General features: G+C 69.9%; 19 protein-coding genes. 6 read left to right on the top strand and 13 right to left on the bottom strand.

Annotated features, from left to right (window positions below; all coding sequences use genetic code 11):
* Nucleotides 1–7 precede the first annotated feature (7 nt).
* Nucleotides 8–760: an SDR family oxidoreductase gene (locus OG965_RS39775; RefSeq protein WP_371647810.1), complete on the bottom strand. Its 753-nt coding sequence runs from the start codon at nt 758–760 to the stop codon at nt 8–10.
* Nucleotides 750–1,340: an SIS domain-containing protein gene (locus OG965_RS39770; protein ID WP_371647812.1), complete on the bottom strand. Its 591-nt coding sequence runs from the start codon at nt 1,338–1,340 to the stop codon at nt 750–752. Before OG965_RS39770 ends, OG965_RS39775 begins: the two co-directional genes overlap by 11 nt.
* Before the next feature lie 213 nt (nt 1,341–1,553).
* Here OG965_RS39770 and OG965_RS39765 point away from each other — a divergent pair, with 213 nt between their 5' ends.
* Nucleotides 1,554–2,549 (top strand): phosphotransferase enzyme family protein, encoded by a 996-nt coding sequence (locus OG965_RS39765; RefSeq protein WP_371647814.1) that lies wholly within the window; start codon nt 1,554–1,556, stop codon nt 2,547–2,549.
* Between the two features lie 183 nt (nt 2,550–2,732).
* On the opposite strand, the gene OG965_RS39760 is transcribed toward OG965_RS39765, so the two are convergent.
* From OG965_RS39760 to OG965_RS39730, 7 genes are all read right to left on the bottom strand, one after another.
* Nucleotides 2,733–3,839 (bottom strand): NAD-dependent epimerase/dehydratase family protein, encoded by a 1,107-nt coding sequence (locus OG965_RS39760; protein WP_371647816.1) that lies wholly within the window; start codon nt 3,837–3,839, stop codon nt 2,733–2,735.
* The gene (locus tag OG965_RS39755) at nt 3,833–4,738 is read right to left on the bottom strand and encodes a glycosyltransferase family 2 protein (RefSeq protein ID WP_371647818.1); all 906 of its coding nucleotides are present in this window, start codon (nt 4,736–4,738) and stop codon (nt 3,833–3,835) included. The genes OG965_RS39760 and OG965_RS39755 overlap by 7 nt, the downstream gene beginning before the upstream one ends.
* Nucleotides 4,739–5,054: 316 nt before the next feature.
* Nucleotides 5,055–5,582, bottom strand: a complete 528-nt coding sequence (locus tag OG965_RS39750) for a hypothetical protein (protein ID WP_371647820.1) — start codon at nt 5,580–5,582, stop codon at nt 5,055–5,057.
* Nucleotides 5,579–7,765, bottom strand: a complete 2,187-nt coding sequence (locus OG965_RS39745) for a hypothetical protein (protein ID WP_371647822.1) — start codon at nt 7,763–7,765, stop codon at nt 5,579–5,581. Before OG965_RS39745 ends, OG965_RS39750 begins: the two co-directional genes overlap by 4 nt.
* Nucleotides 7,762–9,561 carry a hypothetical protein gene (locus OG965_RS39740; RefSeq protein WP_371647824.1) on the bottom strand — a complete coding sequence of 600 codons (1,800 nt, stop codon included), beginning with the start codon at nt 9,559–9,561 and terminating at the stop codon, nt 7,762–7,764. The genes OG965_RS39745 and OG965_RS39740 overlap by 4 nt, the downstream gene beginning before the upstream one ends.
* On the bottom strand, nt 9,558–10,820 hold the full coding sequence (locus OG965_RS39735) for an integrase (RefSeq protein WP_371647826.1): 1,263 nt from the start codon (nt 10,818–10,820) through the stop codon (nt 9,558–9,560). The genes OG965_RS39740 and OG965_RS39735 overlap by 4 nt, the downstream gene beginning before the upstream one ends.
* Nucleotides 10,814–11,631, bottom strand: a protein-coding gene (locus tag OG965_RS39730; RefSeq protein ID WP_371656799.1) for an IS5 family transposase whose coding sequence is annotated in 2 segments (ribosomal slippage) — nt 10,814–11,299 and nt 11,302–11,631 — 816 coding nt in all. Because the reading frame shifts where the segments join, the coding sequence is not laid out codon by codon here. The genes OG965_RS39735 and OG965_RS39730 overlap by 7 nt, the downstream gene beginning before the upstream one ends.
* 270 nt (nt 11,632–11,901) lie before the next feature.
* On the opposite strand from OG965_RS39730, the gene OG965_RS39725 reads away from it, so the two are divergent.
* The 4 genes from OG965_RS39725 (at nt 11,902) to OG965_RS39710 (ending at nt 14,332) form a co-directional block, all read left to right on the top strand.
* A complete protein-coding gene (locus OG965_RS39725) occupies nt 11,902–12,030 on the top strand; it encodes a hypothetical protein (protein WP_371647828.1) in 129 nt (42 codons plus the stop codon).
* Nucleotides 12,031–12,086: 56 nt separating this feature from the next.
* A complete protein-coding gene (locus tag OG965_RS39720) occupies nt 12,087–13,145 on the top strand; it encodes a phosphoadenosine phosphosulfate reductase (protein WP_371647830.1) in 1,059 nt (352 codons plus the stop codon).
* 17 nt (nt 13,146–13,162) lie between these two features.
* Nucleotides 13,163–13,504, top strand: coding sequence for a hypothetical protein (locus tag OG965_RS39715; protein WP_371647832.1), 342 nt, complete (start codon nt 13,163–13,165; stop codon nt 13,502–13,504).
* 123 nt (nt 13,505–13,627) lie between these two features.
* On the top strand, nt 13,628–14,332 hold the full coding sequence (locus tag OG965_RS39710) for a hypothetical protein (RefSeq protein ID WP_371647834.1): 705 nt from the start codon (nt 13,628–13,630) through the stop codon (nt 14,330–14,332).
* 508 nt (nt 14,333–14,840) lie between these two features.
* Here OG965_RS39710 and OG965_RS39705 read toward each other — a convergent pair.
* Nucleotides 14,841–15,569 (bottom strand): hypothetical protein, encoded by a 729-nt coding sequence (locus OG965_RS39705; protein WP_371647836.1) that lies wholly within the window; start codon nt 15,567–15,569, stop codon nt 14,841–14,843.
* 345 nt (nt 15,570–15,914) lie between these two features.
* Between OG965_RS39705 and OG965_RS39700 the strand changes: the two genes are divergently transcribed.
* Nucleotides 15,915–16,304, top strand: coding sequence for a hypothetical protein (locus OG965_RS39700; RefSeq protein WP_371647838.1), 390 nt, complete (start codon nt 15,915–15,917; stop codon nt 16,302–16,304).
* A 75-nt stretch (nt 16,305–16,379) separates the two neighbouring features.
* On the opposite strand, the gene OG965_RS39695 is transcribed toward OG965_RS39700, so the two are convergent.
* The 3 genes from OG965_RS39695 to OG965_RS39685 all read right to left on the bottom strand — a co-directional run bounded on the left by OG965_RS39695 (nt 16,380) and on the right by OG965_RS39685 (nt 18,242).
* Entirely contained in the window at nt 16,380–17,495 is a 1,116-nt protein-coding gene (locus OG965_RS39695; protein ID WP_371647840.1) for a methyltransferase domain-containing protein, read from the bottom strand.
* Nucleotides 17,496–17,557: 62 nt separating this feature from the next.
* Nucleotides 17,558–17,686 carry a hypothetical protein gene (locus OG965_RS39690; RefSeq protein WP_371647842.1) on the bottom strand — a complete coding sequence of 43 codons (129 nt, stop codon included), beginning with the start codon at nt 17,684–17,686 and terminating at the stop codon, nt 17,558–17,560.
* A 124-nt stretch (nt 17,687–17,810) separates the two neighbouring features.
* The gene (locus tag OG965_RS39685; protein WP_371647844.1) at nt 17,811–18,242 is read right to left on the bottom strand and encodes a hypothetical protein; all 432 of its coding nucleotides are present in this window, start codon (nt 18,240–18,242) and stop codon (nt 17,811–17,813) included.
* Nucleotides 18,243–18,272 lie beyond the last annotated feature (30 nt).

Genomic DNA, 18,272 nt, shown 5'->3' with positions numbered 1-18,272 from the left:
CAGGCGCTCAGCGTCCGCCAGCCACGTCCAGAACCGAGCCGACGCAGTACGAGGCGGCGTCGCTGAGCAGCCACAGCACCGCCTCCGCGACCTCGTACGGCGCTGCGGCGCGGCGCAGCGGGATCAGTGGCTCCATAGCGCGGACTCGTGCCGACTGCCCGTTGCGCTCATGGATCTCCGTCAATGTCGTGCCCGGCCGGACCGCGTTCACCCGAATCCCCTCGGCCGCGACCTCGCGGGAGAGGCCAGTCACGAGACTGTCCACGGCGCCTTTGCTGGCCGCGTAGTCGACGTACTCGCCGGCAGAACCGATGCGGCTGGCCGCTGAGGAAACCAGCACGATGGAGCCCCCGGCGTGACCGTCCGCTGTAGACATCCTGCGTACGGCCTCACGGCAACACAGAATAGTGCCGAGCACGTTCACGTCCAGAACGCGCCGAACCCGCTCCGCAGTAAAATCCCGCAGCCGCGACGGCGGGGCGACAACGGCCGCATTCGCGACCAGGCCGCGAACGGGACCGAGAACGTCCGCCGCGCGGAAGAGCGCCAGGACGTCGGGCTCCTGCGCGATGTCCGCCCGCACGGCGACCGCCCGCCCACCGGACTCGCGCACTTCGACCACTAGGGCGTCGGCTCGGTCCTCCGCCTCGACGTAGCTGAAGCAGACGTCCCAGCCGCTCGCCACCGCGCGACGGACGGTCTCCGCGCCGATGCCGCGGCTGCCGCCAGTCACGACCAGGACGCCCCGCTCAGTGGGCACTGATGAACCCCTCGGGCAGGCTCGACGATCCCTCGTACATGAAGGAGCAGTACATGGCGTGCATAACAGCCGAGGCCACGTCTTCCGCGATGCCGGGTTCAGCCGATCCGAGCAGGACCGGATGGTCCGCCAGCCGGGCGGCGGTGCTCCCCGGAGTCCCCACGAGGGCAACGACCGGCATACCGGCTGCCCCGGCTGCGGCGATCGCCTGGTTGACGTTAGCGCTCTCACCGGACACCGTGAACGCGCACAGGACGTCGCCAGCACGCCCGTTGCATTCAAGCAACGCCCTGAGGGCCTCACGGGAGCCGAAATCGTTGACGGCTGCGCTGAGCGCGGCGGCGTCCGCGCTCAGGCACACCGCCCGGAACGGCCTGCCCCCCGAGCGCCGTGTGTTCAACGTCAGTCCGATCGCCAGATGCGAGGCAAGAGCGCCACAACCGCCGTTGCCCACCGTCCATACTGTCGCGTCGCGCTCCCTGGCCTCGGCCAGCACCTCCACGGCCCGCTCGACCGCCGTGACGTCGACAGTCTCCGCCACACGCAGCCACGCATTGATGTATTTCGCCGCGAAACTCACAAGCGCTGCCCCCTGGCCCCCATCCCGGTCGTCCCAGACACCGCAGGACCGGAGACAGCCATGTTAACCACTGATCAGATTCGCGGGCGGGAGTCCTTGAACTGACCGAACATCAAGACCGATCACACAGCCGCCGCGTAGGGTTGGCGGAGCTTCTCGTAAACGGCGCGGAGGAGACCTTCCGGTCCCGGGTGCTACGGAGGAGGACGCGAGATGGCAGCACGCGACATCTACGTTCCGCCTCAGCGCATTGGCATCAGGGCGCTCGACGCTTCCGAGGCGGCGCACGCGAACTCCCTTGCCCGTGCAGCCATCGCCGCATTCAATCTGGATGGCTACACCGTCGCAGAGTTGGTCAGGCATTCAAATGTGACGGCCCGGCTGGTGTCGGCCGCAGGCCCCGCGCTCGCGCTCCGCCTGCGGAGGGGGCCGAGCGTCGACAGCAGGACCGAGTTGGCTTGGCTGAGCGCTGTCCGACGAGGCACCGAGGTGCGGGTTCTGGAGCCCTACGCCGAGGAGTTCGACCGGAACACCCGCACCGTCGCGAACCGCGACGGGACGCCCGTCGAGTGCAGCCTGTTCTTCTGGGCGGACGGGCGACCGCTCGCCGCCGACCTGACCCAGCTCAACTACTGCGAGCTTGGCCGGATGACCGCACAACTCCACGAATTCGCGGCCAGCTGGCAGTCCGCCCCGGGCCTCAAGCCGCTGGTGTGGGACCGAACCATGTACTACGCGGGCACGCAGCTCGTGATCACGGATCCCCGCTACGCCGAGTTCGTCCCGGCTCGGCACGCGAGAGTGGTCGAATCCGTGGTCGGGGAGGCCGATGCCGAGCTGGGCCGACTCACCCGTGCTCCCGACCGCATGTTCCTCCACGGCAACATCGAAATGTGGAACGTGCTGTCCACCGGCCCAGGCGAGCTGAGACTGCTCGACTTCGAGGACGTGATGGTGGGTCCCCCGGTGCTCGATGTCGCGATCACCCTGTTCTACGGCCGTGAACGAACGGACTACACCGCCCTGGTTGAGGCATACGGGGCTGGTTACCGCAGCGTCCGTCCCTGGCCCGTACGCGACTCCCGGCAACTAGCCCTCCTCACCGCCGCCAGGGCGGCGATGCTGCTGAACCACGCGCTGCTGACCGAACGGGACAGGCAGTCGGTGACCGACCGGCTCCTCCCGCTGATCCTCGATGCGGCCCGGTGAAGACCACCTCGAGTGCGCAGACGCCAGGAACGCCCCTCCTATCCCGGTCGCCCAGCCCCTGACGAGTCCTGACGCCGGACTGCCGACCGCCGCACGGTGAGCCAGCATCATCAACTCACCCAAATAGCACTGTGCAAAACAGCCCGCCTCGCGGCGCGAGCCGTGCGGGCATCCCTCTACGCCTCACCGCTCGCCAGCACCGACGGAGTCACCATCATGTTCCCTCGACCCTGCCCGTGTGCTCGCCGCGAGGAAGTCGACTACCTGACAGGCGGTAGCGTCGGACGGAGGGACCTCGCTGTCGGTCATCCTCGCCCAGGCCACGGTCCAGGAGGCAGCATTGGTGAGGTCGAGACGGTGCTCCCAGCGCAGCGATCTCGCGGCACGCCCTCCGTCAAGCCTCAGAACCGGCTCTTCAGGGAAATCGACCTCGTCTCGGCCGTCACTCACGAGAGCGCCGGGACCCCACTCGCGGGCCAGTTCGGCAACGAGTTCACCCGCCGAGCTCGCCATGCTCGGGGGAGCGAAGTTCAGCGCGCGGCCACTGTCGATTTGGCGGAAGAGAAGACGGGACGCAAGCGTGGCCAGCCCCCACACGACGTCGAGCACATGCTGGAAAGGTCGTTCAGCCGCCGGGTCGCGTAGGCGGAATGCCGTCCCCGAACGAAACGCCCGCAGCGCGTTCGGCACGAGCCGGTCCGCTTCGTCGCCGCCGCCGATAACGTTCCCCAGCCGCACCGACGCGATCGACGAATCTGCCGGGACCAGCGCGCGAAACTCGTTGAACAGTGCCTCAGCCATCCACTTCGACGCCGGATACGGCCCTGCTCCGCCGAGCCGTGACCCCTCGGTGAGGGGCGGCGCGCCCGCACCAGCGGGCGCATAGCACTTGTCGGAGGTGACATGCACCAGGGCCCGAACGGCGCCCAGGCGGACGGTCTCAAGGACGGACAGCGATCCGTTGAGGTTCACGTCGAATGTCAGGTGCGGTTCCGTGAACCCGCGGCCGAGAAGGGGCTGAGCAGCCAAGTGGACCACAACGTCGGGCTCGAAGACGCGGGCCGCCGCGACGACCGAGGCGAGGTCGCGGACATCACCCCGGACATCGGTCACTCCTAGAAGCGTGAGCCACTGGGCGCGCGTGGCGCTGGCGGGGTCCTCGGACAGGGAGTAGCCGACCACATCGGCCCCGCACGCGACCAACAGGGAGCAAAGCCACGATCCGATGAAGCCGGAGTGCCCGGTGATAAGGACGGTGCGTCCGCGCAATGCCTCCGGATCGCCTACCACCCCCGGGATCCGTCCGCTGAGCGCGAGTGGCGTTCGTCCAGACGAGAGGGCCGTAGCAGCCAGTCCGCCGTGCCGACGCTCCAGCCGGCGATCCAGGCGAGTTCGCCGAGAACGCCGAGGCGACCACCCTGGCGCATGCGACTGGCCCGGCGCTTGAGCGCATGGACGAGTTTCCGCAGCATGAACCAGTCCCCGCGGGCGAGGTACTTACCGTAATAGCCGCCTTGGCCCCGGCCGTAGGCGAAGCGGACAGCCAGGTAGTTCCGCTCGGTCCGCCAGGCACGGTGGTGGACGAGCGCCGCCGGCTCAAACACGATGGAGTACCCCGCCAGCAACAGGCGATAGCCGTAGTCGTTGTCCTCCGAGGACGGGAACCGGGTGCCGGGGCCGATCCGGGAGTCGAAGGGCCCGATCTCGGTGAAAGTCTCCGCGTACAAGGCGAAGTTGAAGGTTGCCAGCGGATCGATGGTGATCCGGCCGGTGAACTCGGCCGCTTGGTCATCGGTATGCAGCGAGGGCGCGAAAGCACCCTGCTCCTCCGCCGCTCCGGCGAGGACTCGGCCCGTCACCACCGCTCTGGGGCCGGCCTGGAGTAGTGCTCGCACGATCACCTCCAGCCAGTCCTTCGCCACGAGGCAGTCGTCGTCGATGACGACGATGACCGGATGGGAGGCGTATCCGAAAGCCAGGTTGCGGCTCCTGCTGATTCCTCTCGTGTCCGACGTGATGTAGCGGAACACGACTGTGTCCGGCGTCTGCAAGCTTTTCAGGGCCTCGTTCGGTGCGTCGCTTTGATCGACCACGACGATCTCGTCCGGCAGGGTCGAGCCATCAAGCACCGATCGAACTGCGTCGTACAGGAGCCGTGGGCGATTGCGCGAGCTGATTAGCAAGCTCACCAACGGTCGCTCCATCGTTGCCCCCACCTCGTTGGCCGACGGCACAGCGTAACGCTCGTAGGTGCCTGAGTAACGGCGAACGGGTTGAGCCGATGCGGAGGTACTGAGGTCCTAACATCACATGGCGACATATCGGTTGCGTTGGCCTAGAAGGCTCGAGCTGGGGCGGCGGACAGACAACGAGGGGGTGCGGTAACGCGGCGGGGTGGCAGGTCGTCGTGCTGCCGGCCACCGCGTTGCTGGGGTAATGCCCGCTCTGGTCTTGGCCACCGAGGCGACGGCACAGCACGGCACCCGCCGTCGATTGACGCCAAGGTCAGGGACGACGCCGCCGGCTGAGATCGGGGACCGAGGCCTGGGCGGCCACCTGCTGTTCCAGGGCCGCGTTGGTCTCCTTGAGCTTGCTGTTCTCGATCTCCAGGACGTGGACGATCCGAACCAGGAGCTGCGTCTGTCCGCGCAGATCGTCGCGTTCGGCGCGGACGCGGGCCAGGTCCTGTTCCTGCTTGGCCGCGCGGGCTCGCGCCGAGTCGGGCAGCGCTTCGGGGACGGGGGTGCGGGCCTTGACCAGGGCGTAGAACAGGTCCTTGAGGCCGGTGTGCTTGTGGGTGAGCTTGTTGCGGCGCAGTCCGGCCTCGATGGCCAGGGAGACGATGGTCAGTTTGCCGTCGGAATGCAGCGGGGCGCCGATCAGCAGGCGCACCATGGCGTCGGTGATGGCCTGCGCCTCTGCGGCGTCCTCGGTGTCGGCGTGGCCTTGGACGTGGGTGAGGGCCTCGCCGACGAGCTGGGCCAGCGCCGCGCCGTCGTGCGGTCCGGGGGCGGCAGCGGTGGGGGTGTTCATCGTCGCTCCTGGGCGTGGTTGCCGGCGGGCTGCTGCGCGTCGTGGCGGCGGATGATGGCGGTGAGGTGATCCTTGCGCTGCTGTTCGCGGGCGGCGATGGGGTAGGGGTCGAGGCCAGCGTCGGCGTCCGCGTCGATCCGCGCGACCTCGGTGCGCAGGGCGGTGATTTGGCTGTCGGTGCGGCTGATGTTTGCGCACGCCGGGTGGCAGCGGGAGTGGTCGGGGGTGCTGCGACCGCCGTCGCCCGCCCGGTCGCGGTCGGGGTTGCACAGCGCGGTGAACGCGTCGTGGTTGCAGGTCAGGAACGCCTTCGGGTCCTCGTAGACCTGGAGGCGGGGGTTGGCGACCAGCGCGCGCAGTTCGCGTCGTCCGAGGTAGGTCCCGGCGTAGCAGTCGGAGAACTCGGCGGCCGCAGCGCGGTAGCGGTCGGCGGCCGGGCCGCTGACCTTCTCGCCGGCGGCGAGGCGTTCGCTGGCCTCGGTGAGGGTCTCGGCCAGGGCCAGACCCTTCTCCTGGTCCAGTACCTCGAGCATGTCGGCCTTCGAGCGGCCGGCGTAGGACTCCGACATGGCGGTGGCCGCGTGCCCGTACTGCACCGCGAGCGCAATCCGGCCACCGGGCTGGCGGTAGATGAACCAGGCGATGGTGCGGCGGAAGCGGCGCAGGGCGACGGCGCCGTCCGGGTCGTCCGGGATCAGCTCGTGGGGGCGGTCGTGGGCGGCGGCGAGCTGGTTGGCCCAGGCGGTGAAGGCTCGGATCCGTTCCACGGCTGTGTCGGAGGACAGGCCGGTGCGGGGCATGCAGGTGCCCTTGGCGTACCGGTAGAGGGTGCGGGTGAACAGCTGCTCGCCGTCTTCGAGTTCCTCGACGACGGCGATGGCGCGCGCGACGGGCTCCAGCACGATCCACGGGTCCGCTCGCACTTCGCCTTCGCCGATCGCGTTGCCGTCCTCGTCCAGCACGCCCTTGAAGTGCCGGCCGCGGACCTCGAACCGTACGGTGCCGTCATCGCGCTCCACGCGCGTGCAGCAGCCCCGGCGCAGGGCCAAGACTTCCTCGGGCCGCATGCCGGAAAGGTAAGCGCAGCAGATCAGGGCGGCGGTGGACAGGTGCAGCACCAGCACGTCCACGTCATCGAAGCCGATCGCCTCTCGCCACGGGACTGCGCCGATCCGGGCGGCGAGCTGAACGTCGAGGCGCGGTGCGGGGCCGAAGTCGTTCGGGGTCAGCTCGCCGGACAGGATGCCGCGGGCGCGCGCGACCTGGGAGGTGGTCACGCCGAGGGTGCCGGCCAGGAAGGTGTTGGCCATCGGTGGCAACGCACCGCCGTAGCGGGCGCGTACGGCGGTGGCGCCGGGCGCACCGCTGGAGGGCAGCTTCTCGCTGGCCGCGAGCAGGCCGCGCAGGTAGGCCACCGTGGTCTCGGTGCCGCCGAGCGGGGCGCGGGCGGGAATGGCGGCGAGCAGCCGACGGTGCTCGCGGGCGGCGGTCAGGATGTCCGGTGCCAGGTCCAGGACCGTGCGAAGCGCCCACACCAGCAGTGGGGCCATGACTGCCGGGTGCACGATCGCGACGCTGTTCTCGCCGTCCGGGGTGTCGTCATTGGTGCCGAGGAAGTCGGACATGACCGCGCCCGGGTCCTCCCAAGGCGGCATGACCAGGCGGTCGCTCTCGGGCAGGTAGGGGGCGTATGCCCATAGCCGTGAGATCACCCAAAGGGCCTTGGCGTCGGTGCGCCACCGGCGGCCGAGCGGGCGCAGCTGCTCGGCGTAGGCCTCCAGGTCGCCGGTCGTGACCTGTGCGAGTTCGGTGATGCCGCGCCCGTCGAGCCAGGAGGCGAGACGGATCCAGATCTGGAAGTTGTGGCGCAGGGTGCCCGGTTGGGTGGTGGAGCGCGAGGCCCGCTGCTGGAGCAGCACCGCCGGGGTTGGGACGTTCAGCTCGGCGAAGGCCGCGCGCATCACGCCGGGCCGCAGCCCGGCGGGGCAGCGGCTCCAGTCGATGACCAGTGAGCGGTTCGACTCCCTGGGGCTGATCAGCGCCAGGCGCCAGGCCAGATCGCGAAAGCGCGGCAGCTGCTCGGGGTCGAAGCCGGGCCGCAGCCGGTTGAACGGCAAGACGAAGGCGTCCGGGGCCGGGTCGACGACCTCCGGGCCAGCGGGCAGGGGCGAGGAAGCGTTCACGGGTCGAGCCTCCGTTCCAGCATCGCGTGGATCAGCTCCCGCTCGCTGTCGGCCACGGCGGCGACCAGCTGGGGCCGCGCGTCGGTGGTGGTGTAGGTGGTGAGGAAGTCGCCAATCCGCGCGTGGTGTGTCGCCCAGTCCGCGGCCCACACCGTCGGCGTCACGGCCGAGCGCAGGGACTCCAGCGCCTGGTGCAGGTAGGCGATGCGGGGCAGGTCGCGGCCGGTGGCCACCGCGTTGCGGCAGGCGAAACACAGCAGGAACGACACCGCGCACGGCATCCCGGCCGTGGTGTGGTCGGAGTTGAGGAAGTCCGCGCATGAGGCGACCGGGGTGCGCAGCCGGCCGGCCAGGATCCGGCGCGCCACCTCCAGGTCGATCCCGGCCTCCTTGGCCACGAGCTCGGCGCTCACCTCGCCAGCGGCGTCGACCTCCTCGACCAGGCGCATGGCGACCGTCTGCCGGGCGGAGGCCAGAGCCTGGGCCAGTCCGAGCTCCACCGCGCCGCGCGAGGCGGTACGGACGTCCTCGTCCTCCAGCTGGTAATCCCGCTCGTGGGTGGCCTGGGTGTTGTTGCGGGCACGGCCGTGGTGCGCCTGCGCGCTGTGGCGCAGCGCCTGGGCGTGCACCCGAGCGGGCAGGTCGACGCCGCCGTCGCGGACCTGCTGCTGCCAGCGCCGGATCGCGCCCTCCAGGGCCTTGCCGACCTCGTGGTCCCGCAGATTCTCAGCTCCACCCAAGCCGCGGTGGCCGACCAGCAGCTTCGTCGCGGGCCGGCCCAGCGCCTCCAGGGTGACCCGGGCCGGCGCGGTCAGCTCCAACACGTGCCGCAGGGCCCGGCCGCTGGACCCCTCCCCGACGTCGACGAGCATGTTGCTCGCGTGCCGGCGCCGTCCGCGCCGGGCCTTATCCGTGTCGACCTGGTGCACGGCGGGGTCTTCGCGGTCCGCGTTCGGCCACCAAGTAGGCACATCCATCTTCTTGAGCACCGACTGGTTCCACGCCCCGTGCGCGATCAGCAGCACGGCCGCCGCCCCGATCTCCGCCGGCGTCGGAAAGAGTCGGCTCAGCGAGGCGGCGTTGCCCTCGAAGCCGCACGCGCGATCCGCGTACGCGGTCACCGCGCGGTCGGCACTGTTGGGGTAGCGCGGAAGGTCGCCGGTGCGGGCCAGCACGTCCAGCACCTCCCCGAGGGGCCAGTCGCCGTCCCAGCGCTCGATCGCCCCGGCCCGCCACCGCTGGAGGACCGCGGTGTTCGCCGCGATCCGCAACCGCCCTGCACGTACCGTCGCGGCGGCCGCGTCCCTGATCCGGCGCAGTTCCTCCCTGGTGTGCGCCTGCTTGCGCGGCCGTCCTCGCCGGGCCGGCGGCCGGCGCCGCGGCGTCTGCAGGAACACCCGGGTCGCCTCTGGCACCCCGGGCGCCCGCCGGACGACCGCGGCCAAGACCCGGCGGACGTGGATGTCACCGGTCCACTGCTTCCACCACTCGACCGTGATCTGACTGGTCGCGGCGACGGGTGGCTCGGCCGCCGCCGCGTCCTTGAACAGCAGCCTCAGCGTGCTGGCGTTCGTCTGGTAGGTGTCCTGGCTGCCCCAGCCCCGTCCCTGCCCGGCCAGCCCGGCCACCAGCGCCTGCCGGAAGTCGACGGGGCCGGGGCTGTCCCGGAAGTCCCACACACCCAGCGGCTTCCCGGCACCGCTGACGGGGCGGATGACCAGGCCGTCCGCATCCAGCACCGGCGCCTTGCGGTAGTCCGTCGGCGGCAGCGCCGCCCGGCGCCCCCGCCCGCTCACGCCACGTCCAAGATCAGACCCGTACGGGCCGCCAGCTCCGCGATCCTCTCCGCGTTCACGGGATTGTCGTCGTCGCCGAGCAGCGACTCCAGCTGCAGCCCACGCACCGGCTCCAGGTACACGTCCCGCGTCACCTGCTCGCTGCGGTGCCCGAGCATGTCCTTGACCATCAGCCAGACCTGCCCGTACACCTCCTCGTAGTGCAGGCGCTCGGCGGGCGTCAGCCCGAGCCGACGGTCCAGCGCGTTGTGCAGCGCGATCAGCGTCCGCAGAGCCATGGAGTGCCGCAGCATCTTCGGCGTCGCGAAAACGTCGAGCCCCGCGGCCGCGCACCGGTCGCTCGCCCGCTCGAAGACCTTCGTCCAACTCGTGTACCGCAGCGGCAGCCCGCTCTCGGTCAGCCACAGCATCGCCGGCTCCAAGCCGTCCTCACCCTCGACGAACAACCGCATCCGCTCAGCGGCCGTCAGCCGCCCCAGCGCGCTCTCGCCCGCACGCCCGTCCCGCCCCTTCCACTGCACACGGCCCGCCCGGCTGACCCCCTGGATGATGCGCAGGCCGGGCAACCGGTCGTAGACGCCACGCCGCCGGGCGCGGGCCACCGCCAAGGCGCGCGTGCTCACCCGGTAGCCCTCGACACGCTGAAGCGCCGGATGACCGACGTAGAAGGTGTAGCCGGCCCGCTTGGCCACGGCCTGGCCCACCCGCCCCGCGTAGTAGTTCCGTCGCCCAAGCGCCGGGAGCTCGCAGAGCAGCACGGTGCCTCCCTCGCGGCGCCGCAGGCCGCTGGAGTACATCAGGTCGGCGTACGCCGTATCCCGGCCAGCCGACCGACCGCGCCACGCCTCGTCCTCCAGGCCGTCCGGCAGCATGCCACCGAGCCCGACGTTGCGCCACAGCCGAAAGGCCCGAGGCGACAACCACTTCACGTCCGAGGTCTTCACGTCCGACGGCGAGGCGAGCGTCACCGGGTTCGACGGAACGAGACCGCGCTGGGCCGCGATGCCGTACAGCAGCTTCAACGCCGCCTGCTCCTTCGCCCACGTGCCGCCGTCGACCGGCGCCGGATTCGCCGCCCCTCGTCGACGCCAGTCCTCCCAGTCCTCGACGTCATCCTCCGACGCCTCGTCCCAGTCCAGCCCGCGCTGCCACAGGAACGTGAAGAACAGCCGGTAAAGCGGGGCGTACGTGACCTGCGTTCCCTGCGCCTTGGCCGAGAACGCCGAGCGGCGCAGGCACTCACTAAGAGGTGCTAACAAAGGCGTTGGACGTGGCGGTGGGTGATCAGGCAGGCGGCGAGGCTGAGGAAGGCTTCGTGGATGTCGTCGCGGCGTTCCCAGCGGATCCGTAGGCGGCGGTAGCCGTGCAGCCAGGAGATCGTGCGCTCAACGACCCAGCGGAAAACACCCAGGCCGCTGCCGTGCGGCTCACCTCGTCTGGCGATCACGGGCCGGATGCCGCGTGCCCACAGCAGACGACGGTACTTGTCGTGGTCGTAGCCGCGGTCGGCGAACAGCATGTCGGGCCGGTGCCGGGGACGTCCGACCGTGCCGGCCACAGACGGGATCTTGTCGAGCAGGGGCAGCAACTGCGTGACATCGTTGCGATTTCCACCGGTCAGCGAGACCGCGAGCGGGATGCCCTGGCCGTCGACGATGAGGTGGTGTTTACTGCCCGGCCGTGCCCGGTCGACCGGGCTGGGACCGCTTTTGGGCCCCGCCGAGCCGCCCGGACATGGGAGGAATCGATCACCGCCCGCGACCAGTCCAGCTGGTTCTTCGACCGCAACTCCCGCAGCAGTACTGCGTGCAGACGGTCCCAGACACCAGCCTCGTTCCACGCGGCCAGGCGCCGCCAGCAGGTCATGCCCGAACCGAAACCCAGCTCCTGGGGCAGGTACTCCCACTGGATCCCGGTGTGCAGGACGAAAAGGATCCCGCACAACGCCTGCCGGTCCGGCACCCGAGGCCTGCCCTCGACCTGCTTGGGACCTGGCACGGGCAGCAACGGCTCGACGAGCGACCACAGTTCGTCCGACACCACCCACGGCCGCGACCGACGGTTCACCATGACCAAACCAACGAGCCGACAAGCCAACAGTCACATGATCAACGGCCTTTTGTTAGGGCCAGTAAGTCGAGGATCCACCCGGCCATCCGGCGAGACGAGGATCGGCTGCCGCTCGCGCAGCCCGAGCACCCGCTCCCGCGCCTCCAAGTCCTCCCAGCCAGGGACGGGTCGGCCTCCGACAGGATCGCCCCCGTCACCAACCCAGAAAAGCCCCCATTCGTACGCCACTTGACTCCCTCAGCCGCAACACGACATGAGGCAACACAGCGTATGTCCACAGAACACCGCTTCGTGTTCCGGCTCGGCCGGGCCCGCCGCGAACGGGAGGAGATCGGCATCGGTCTGCCCGTCGTGCGGCCGTACCCCAAGCGGGCCGACTCCCAACCACCAGCAATGTGAGCCGCCGCCCTTCCCCTCCCCTCTCACCAGCCACCCATGGCCACCATGGAGCCGACATGCCTGCGCGCCCCGTCAACCACCCCTCCAGCACACCCGATCTCTCGTCCTATGACCTGCTCGCTCCCCAGCTGTCCGGCGGCAAGGACAGCGCGGCCATGATGGCCGTGTTCATGGACGCCGCCCAGGCCGCCGGGGTGGAAACCCGGGTGATCTCCTACCACTCCAGCCTCGGCGCCCTGGAATGGCCCCCCGTCGTCTTCGACGGCACCCGCTACCCGGGCGTGTCCGAGCTCGCCGCCCTGCACAGCGCCGCCTTCGGGCTACCTCCCGACCGGCACCTGGAGGTCACCCGCACGATGGCCGGCCCCGACGGCACGCGGATGCCGCGCGCACTGCTGACCGAGATCGCGGCGTACGGGCGCTTCCCACGCCTGGGCAGCCCGTACTGCCGCAAGAGCGCCAAGGAGAGCGTGGTCTCCAGCGCCTGGACACCGATCGTCCGCCGCCTGCGGCGCGAGCTCGGCCGACCGGTGCGGATTCTCAAGGTCATGGGGCTGCGCAGCGACGAGGGGCCCGACCGAAGGAAGCGTGCGGCCTGGCGCACCGTGCAGGCCAACGGCGCACGCGTCGTGGACGAGTGGCTGCCCATCAAGGACTGGCCGACCGCCGCGGTCAAGGCCTGGCACAGCGACGCGAACGTGCCCTATAGCTGGACCTACGACTCGGTGCCCGGCGCGGGCGACTGGTCCGGCACCTCCCGCTGCTCCTGCTCACTCTGCGTCTTCGCTGCCCGCCGCGACGTGCTGCTGGCTGTCGCCCGGCGGCCGCGGCTGGCCGACCTGTACGCCGAAGTCGAGCAAGCACGGGGGGACAGCTTCCGGCCCGACTGGCGCATCACCGACCTCATCCGCCACGCCCGAACCTGCGAGGCCCCCGAACCCGGCGTCGTCTGCCCGGACGACGGACCAGAGTTCACCTCCCTCCAGCAGCAGGTCCGCACCGCACTCAACAGCACGCCCCGCAAACAGCCCGACCTGGCCCGGCACACCCAGCACACGCCATGCGACGGCTGCTCCCCCAGGCGACCTCCCGCAATCCCCCGCACTCCGGGGTGAAAGGCATACTGCTGTCGATGACGACGACCACGCAGCGCATTCTCGACCTCGCCGCAGCCGCACCGGCCCGCCACGGCGAGGACCTGGAGCTGCTCCTGCGCGAAGCGAGCGGGCTGTACGAGCAGGGCTTCGCCGACCTGCGCGACCGCTTGACGGCCCGCTTCGCCAAGACGCCCGGCCGTGATCTGCTGGCAACCGCGACGGCGGCTGGCATGCCGTGCGACGCGGACCAGGACCGCGACGAGCTGATCCTGCTGCTCGCCCTGGCCGAGTGGGCGATGACGCCGGCGGCCCTGGCCTATACGCAGATGGCCGAAGACGCGGCCCGCCGCGGTGTGTGCCTGATCCCCGAGCCATAGCGCCCTCCCGAGGCTGCCTGGGAAAACCTGGGCAGCGCACTGGACCCCCACCTTCACTCCTGCCATTATGTGAGTTGTGAGCCGGACGGGCCGGCCCGCCTCCGACCGGACGGAAGCCGTGCCATGACCTCGCGCCGCGCGCCTCGCCTGGCCGACGCTGCCGAGATCGCGGCCGAACAGGGCCTCACCCCCGCACGGATCAGCAGCCTCTACAACGACCGCGCTGAAAACGGCTTCCCCGAGATCGCCGGCATGCGCGGGCGCGCCCGCCTTTGGGACCACGCACAGGTCACCGACTGGTTCACCAAGCGGCCGCAGGCACGACTGCGCAAGCACACCCCGCCCGCCCATGACCCGCAGGACCTGCTGAACGCCGCCGATTCCTCAAGGTTCCTGGGCTACAAGAACCCCAACCAGGTCACCACCTTCGTCCGCGACCACCCCGGCTACTTCCCCGACCCGGACGTCGTCGAAGAACTCGGCACCCCCGAACACCCCTACCTCCGACAGTGGTGGCGCGTGCAGACCCTCCTGGACTGGATGGCCACCCGGCCCGGCCGCGGCAAGCGCACCGGCGCCCAGCGCACCGCACCCGCACTGCCCGACGTCCCCCGCGACGGCGACCCCAACGAGCTCCTGGGAGCGACGCAAGCCGCGGCACTGCTGGGATTCAAGAGCGTCAACTCCTTCTCCAGCAGCCTCTCCCAGGGCAACCTGCCCCTGCTGGAAACCCCCGACGCGATCACCGACAAGGGCGGGCGCCGTCAGTGGAAACGCAAGCGGCTCCTCGCGCAGGACGCCCAGCGACGGGGCAGAACCCAGCAGTGAGCACATCTGTGCCCACTCCCCCCTAGACGCGGCACCCGGTTACGGGCCGTTGGTCCCTTGCGGGCCGGATGCCGCACGATGGCCGGCACGGCGCGGCTCGCCACCACGCCCCGCAGCAGCCCCGGCTGCTGCGGACCGGCCATCCCCCTCGCTGACGGTGGATTTCAGTCAGTGGGCCGTGCTTCCGCTCAGCTCACCGCCGTGGCCCGGCTAGCGTGGGGTGTGCCGGGTGCGGACGTTCCCCCGTCGCCCGCACCCGGCGTCCGGTGCCCACACCGGCCTCTTTGATCTCGGATGCCGAACGTGCGTCAGGCCTGTCAGGCGAGTGCCCCCCAGGTGTCCGCGCCTGCCGGATATCTGGCGTTATGCAGACGAGTGGGGCACGTACGGGATGAGCCAGCCGCCCACCTTTGCGGATCCGAGAAGAAGTTCCGCGACCTCATGGAATCCGCACGAGCTCCGGCACCCGCCAGCAGCGACATGGCGCCACTGCTGGCGAGGCATTAGGTCATCGGGCGCTTGCGCGCTCCAGCGCGGCGGCAGCCGCACGGGCGATGTCCGGACTGGCGAGGATCGCCGCGGTCACGTCGTCGGCTGTGGGCCCGGCCGCCTGGGCCGGCAGGACGACGCACGTCCGGCTCTCCAGCTCATCGAGGAAGGCGATGCACTCATCGAATTCGACAATGCCCTCCGTCAGGTCAGGGTCAGTCGGTTCATCGGATTCGGCAGCGTCCTGCGTCAGGTTGCGGGCAGTCAGTTCGACGCACAGACCGGTGAGCGCTGTACGCAGGCTCGACAGGACTGTTTTCATCTCCTGCGGCTTCCTGGCGGTGGCCAGGCTCGGGTACTTCTTCGTCGGCTGGTACGCCTCGCTCAGGCGCCGTGCGACGACTTGGACGCAGGAGGCCGTCTCGTAGAGCAACTCGTCGGGGTTGCCGAGGGCGAAGAGGGGGCTGTAGGCACGGCCATCCGCGTCCTTCGCCATCTGATTGCCGATGCCCAGGGCCCGCATTCCGTGGACCTGGGCCAGCAGGTTGACCGCGTGGACCAGCGTGCGGCTCGCGTCCGTGATGGACTGGACCATGCGGCGCACGGTGCCCTGGCGCTCTTTGGCGGTGGTCTCCTTCTCCTCTGCCGTCAGGGCCTGGTGCTCGGCCCCCAGACTCTCGAAGGCCGCCACGAGTCCCATCGCGACGGTACGGAGGTGATCACCTTCGGCGCAGGGCTGCTCGGTCATCGCAGGCCTTCCGGTTCGTTGATGCGACGCAAGCTCGCCGTGCCGCACGCGGTGACGCGCCAGATGGTCGCGCCGTCGCATACAACGGGTCAAAGGCCGAAGGGACACGCGGCACGGGAGGCTGCGCCCCCCGAGTTACCTTTCTCGTGGCTCCGCAATGCCGACGTCCCCTTCGCGATGCTCCGCGACGGGACCTTATACAAGCCGGAACCGGCTGCGGCCAGGTGAGGAGTCCAGACCGCTCGGTCAGTCCTCCGGCCGAAGCCGCTGACGAGCGGCCTTAGGTCGCTGGTCATAGTCAGGCGCGAACAGATCAGGAAGCGCCAGGGGTGCGATGATTCGTTCGTGGTGACAGATGACGAGTGGGCTCGGATTCGGAAGAACCTGCGCTTCGGACAGGTCTTCGAGGGAACGGTGGTGAAGGTTCCCCGACCTGGTGCGATCGGGATCTTCGTGGATATCGGCCTGAGCGTCGGAGGCTTCGTCGACGTCTTGCTGCTACCGGAGGAGAGCGAGGCATGGCCGGTGGAAGGCACCGTTGCCGATTTCGAAATCTGGTGGGCTGACAGCCGTCAACAGATCCGGCTGAAGCCGACCGATGCCCGGTATCTGCGGAACGACTTCACGAATTTCGTCGAAGGGTGGCGTCCCAGTTGGTCATCCGACGTAGGCCAGCCCGTTCGCGATCCGGGACCTCCGACCCTCGACGAGCTGCAGTCCGCGTTTTCGCTCTGACAGGCCGCGGCCAGTTGACCTCCCCACAGGTCAAGCAGAGCGTGACACACAGCCTCTTCTAGCCGCCGTCCCCGGTCAGGGACGGCCAGCGAAGGCGGGCAGAGGCTCACTCGGGGCTCGCAGCCACGTGTGCTGGCCGTGGCAGTCAACGGTCAGGCCGAGCTGGCCGAGGCCCGGCTCGCCGTGGTCGCGCCACCAGGCATGAGCGCGCTCGGCCTCATCCCACAGCCGGCGGTCGCCGTACTGGTAGACCGTGGACGGTGCTTCGTCGCCGTCGTCGCGGAAGAGGACACAGGCCCACGACCGGTCCGCGCCGAGTCCGCACAGCCATACCGGACGGCGGCCGTCTTGCGGTGAGTCGAAGAGGACCGTGCAGGAGGGGATGAGGAGGCCGAGGACGAACCGGCCGATGTCCCACTCTGCTCCGAAGCTCTCGTTCAGCGTGAGCGTGGTGGTGCTCTGTTCTGCCTTCTCCCGGGATTCGGCGGTGACATAGTCCCCGTAGGCGGGTTCGGTCTGGCGCTGGGCTCGCAGGCTCATGAACTGCACCAGGCCGGTGAACAGCCCGCTCGCGCTCTGGCCGTCCTGGGAGAGGGTTAGCTGGGCGGTGGCCTCCAGGCGGGTGAAGGGGGTGCCCCAGGGCACCACGATCCGCCCGCCCGGCCGGCACTGCTCCAGCCAGGCGGCCGGGACGGTCCGTACACCGCAGGTGGCGACGATCCGGTCATACGGTGCCCCGGGCCGGTATCCGGCAAAGCCGTCCCCGCGCACCACGCTCACCCCACCCAGACCATGCCGCTCCAACGACATGCGGGCCATGTCGGCGAGAGCCGGGTCCACCTCAATCGTGGTCACCGCCCCGGCGCCGAGCCGTTGCGCCAGGAGTGCGGCATTCCAGCCCGTGCCGGTACCGACCTCCAGGACTCGCTGGCCGGGCCGCACATCGAGATCCTTCAGCATCGCGGCGACGACGGAGGGGGCGGACGCCGATGACGACGCCGTCCTCCCCTGCTCCAGCCCCTGGTGTGTGCCGTCGTCCCACTGCGTCACCAGCGGGTCAGCGGAGTCGGCCGCAGCAGTCCACCGTGCCGGCTCCACGCTCCGGTCGACCGCCGTGACCGTGCCCGTGGCCACGTGGTGCTGCCACACCACATCGGGCAGGAACCCCTCCCGCGGCAGTTCCTCGAACACCGGTCGCCATCCTGGCGACAGCGCACCATCCCCGGCGAGGCGTGCAACCAGCTCCCGCCAGCTCACTTGCCGTGTTTCCCGCCGCCACCCGGGGCACCACCATCCGTGGTGGGCGGCTCTTGCGGCGGGGTCCACGGCTGCCCCGGCAGCTTGTCGCCCTGACCGTCGTCCGGCTTCTCGTGATCGCCCACAGCAACTCCCCATGCCGACCTACAAGGCCCGTCACCATATTGGCAGGCGACTGCTCGGGACAGACCACGTTCAGGCCATGACCGCGAGCCTGGCCAGCGGCTGACCATGGATTGGCACCCGTCGCTAGAGCTCGTAGTCCTGCGCCAGCTCCTCCCAGCGAATGCTGCGCAGCACAAGGTCGGCGTCCTCGCCCGACGGAACCTCCAAGCTGGACTGGAACCAGACCATGGTGAGAGCGGAACGGTGCAGCACCGGGTCGAGTTCAGGGGCGACCGCTGTCGAGCGGAAGGCCCCGATGCAGGCCACGGAAGGCAGTACCTCAACGGGGCCGAAGGCCCTGGCGGTCTCGTCCGGGTACTCGCGGGAGGGGGCAACCAGATGGACCGGTGTGGAGGGAAACGCCCGCTCAGCCTGCCACTGGAGGCCTCTGACCTTCATGTCATTGATGGGCTTGCACGGGTAGCCCTCCAGCAACCCTCCGTACGTCGAGGACATGCCCAGCTCGGTGAGCTCGATTGAGCGTCCGGACGAGAGGGCTATGTGGCTCAGCGACATTGGTAGTTGGAGGCGCGGTGCTCCTTGCGG

The sequence above is a fragment of the Streptomyces sp. NBC_00224 genome (assembly GCF_041435195.1).
In the GTDB taxonomy this organism is placed as follows: domain Bacteria; phylum Actinomycetota; class Actinomycetes; order Streptomycetales; family Streptomycetaceae; genus Streptomyces.
Note: the sequence above shows the minus strand (reverse complement) of the source record. Positions and strands in the feature narration are given on the sequence as shown.

Excerpts from the sequence above, each read along its gene's own strand:
- OG965_RS39765 (WP_371647814.1), top strand. The coding sequence starts at position 1,554 with ATGGCAGCACGCGACATCTACGTTCCGCCTCAGCGCATTGGCATCAGG.
- OG965_RS39750 (WP_371647820.1), bottom strand. The coding sequence starts at position 5,582 with ATGAACACCCCCACCGCTGCCGCCCCCGGACCGCACGACGGCGCGGCG.
- OG965_RS39725 (WP_371647828.1), top strand. The coding sequence starts at position 11,902 with ATGTCCACAGAACACCGCTTCGTGTTCCGGCTCGGCCGGGCCCGCCGC.
- OG965_RS39720 (WP_371647830.1), top strand. The coding sequence starts at position 12,087 with ATGCCTGCGCGCCCCGTCAACCACCCCTCCAGCACACCCGATCTCTCG.
- OG965_RS39715 (WP_371647832.1), top strand. The coding sequence starts at position 13,163 with ATGACGACGACCACGCAGCGCATTCTCGACCTCGCCGCAGCCGCACCG.
- OG965_RS39710 (WP_371647834.1), top strand. The coding sequence starts at position 13,628 with ATGACCTCGCGCCGCGCGCCTCGCCTGGCCGACGCTGCCGAGATCGCG.
- OG965_RS39705 (WP_371647836.1), bottom strand. The coding sequence starts at position 15,569 with ATGACCGAGCAGCCCTGCGCCGAAGGTGATCACCTCCGTACCGTCGCG.
- OG965_RS39685 (WP_371647844.1), bottom strand. The coding sequence starts at position 18,242 with ATGTCGCTGAGCCACATAGCCCTCTCGTCCGGACGCTCAATCGAGCTC.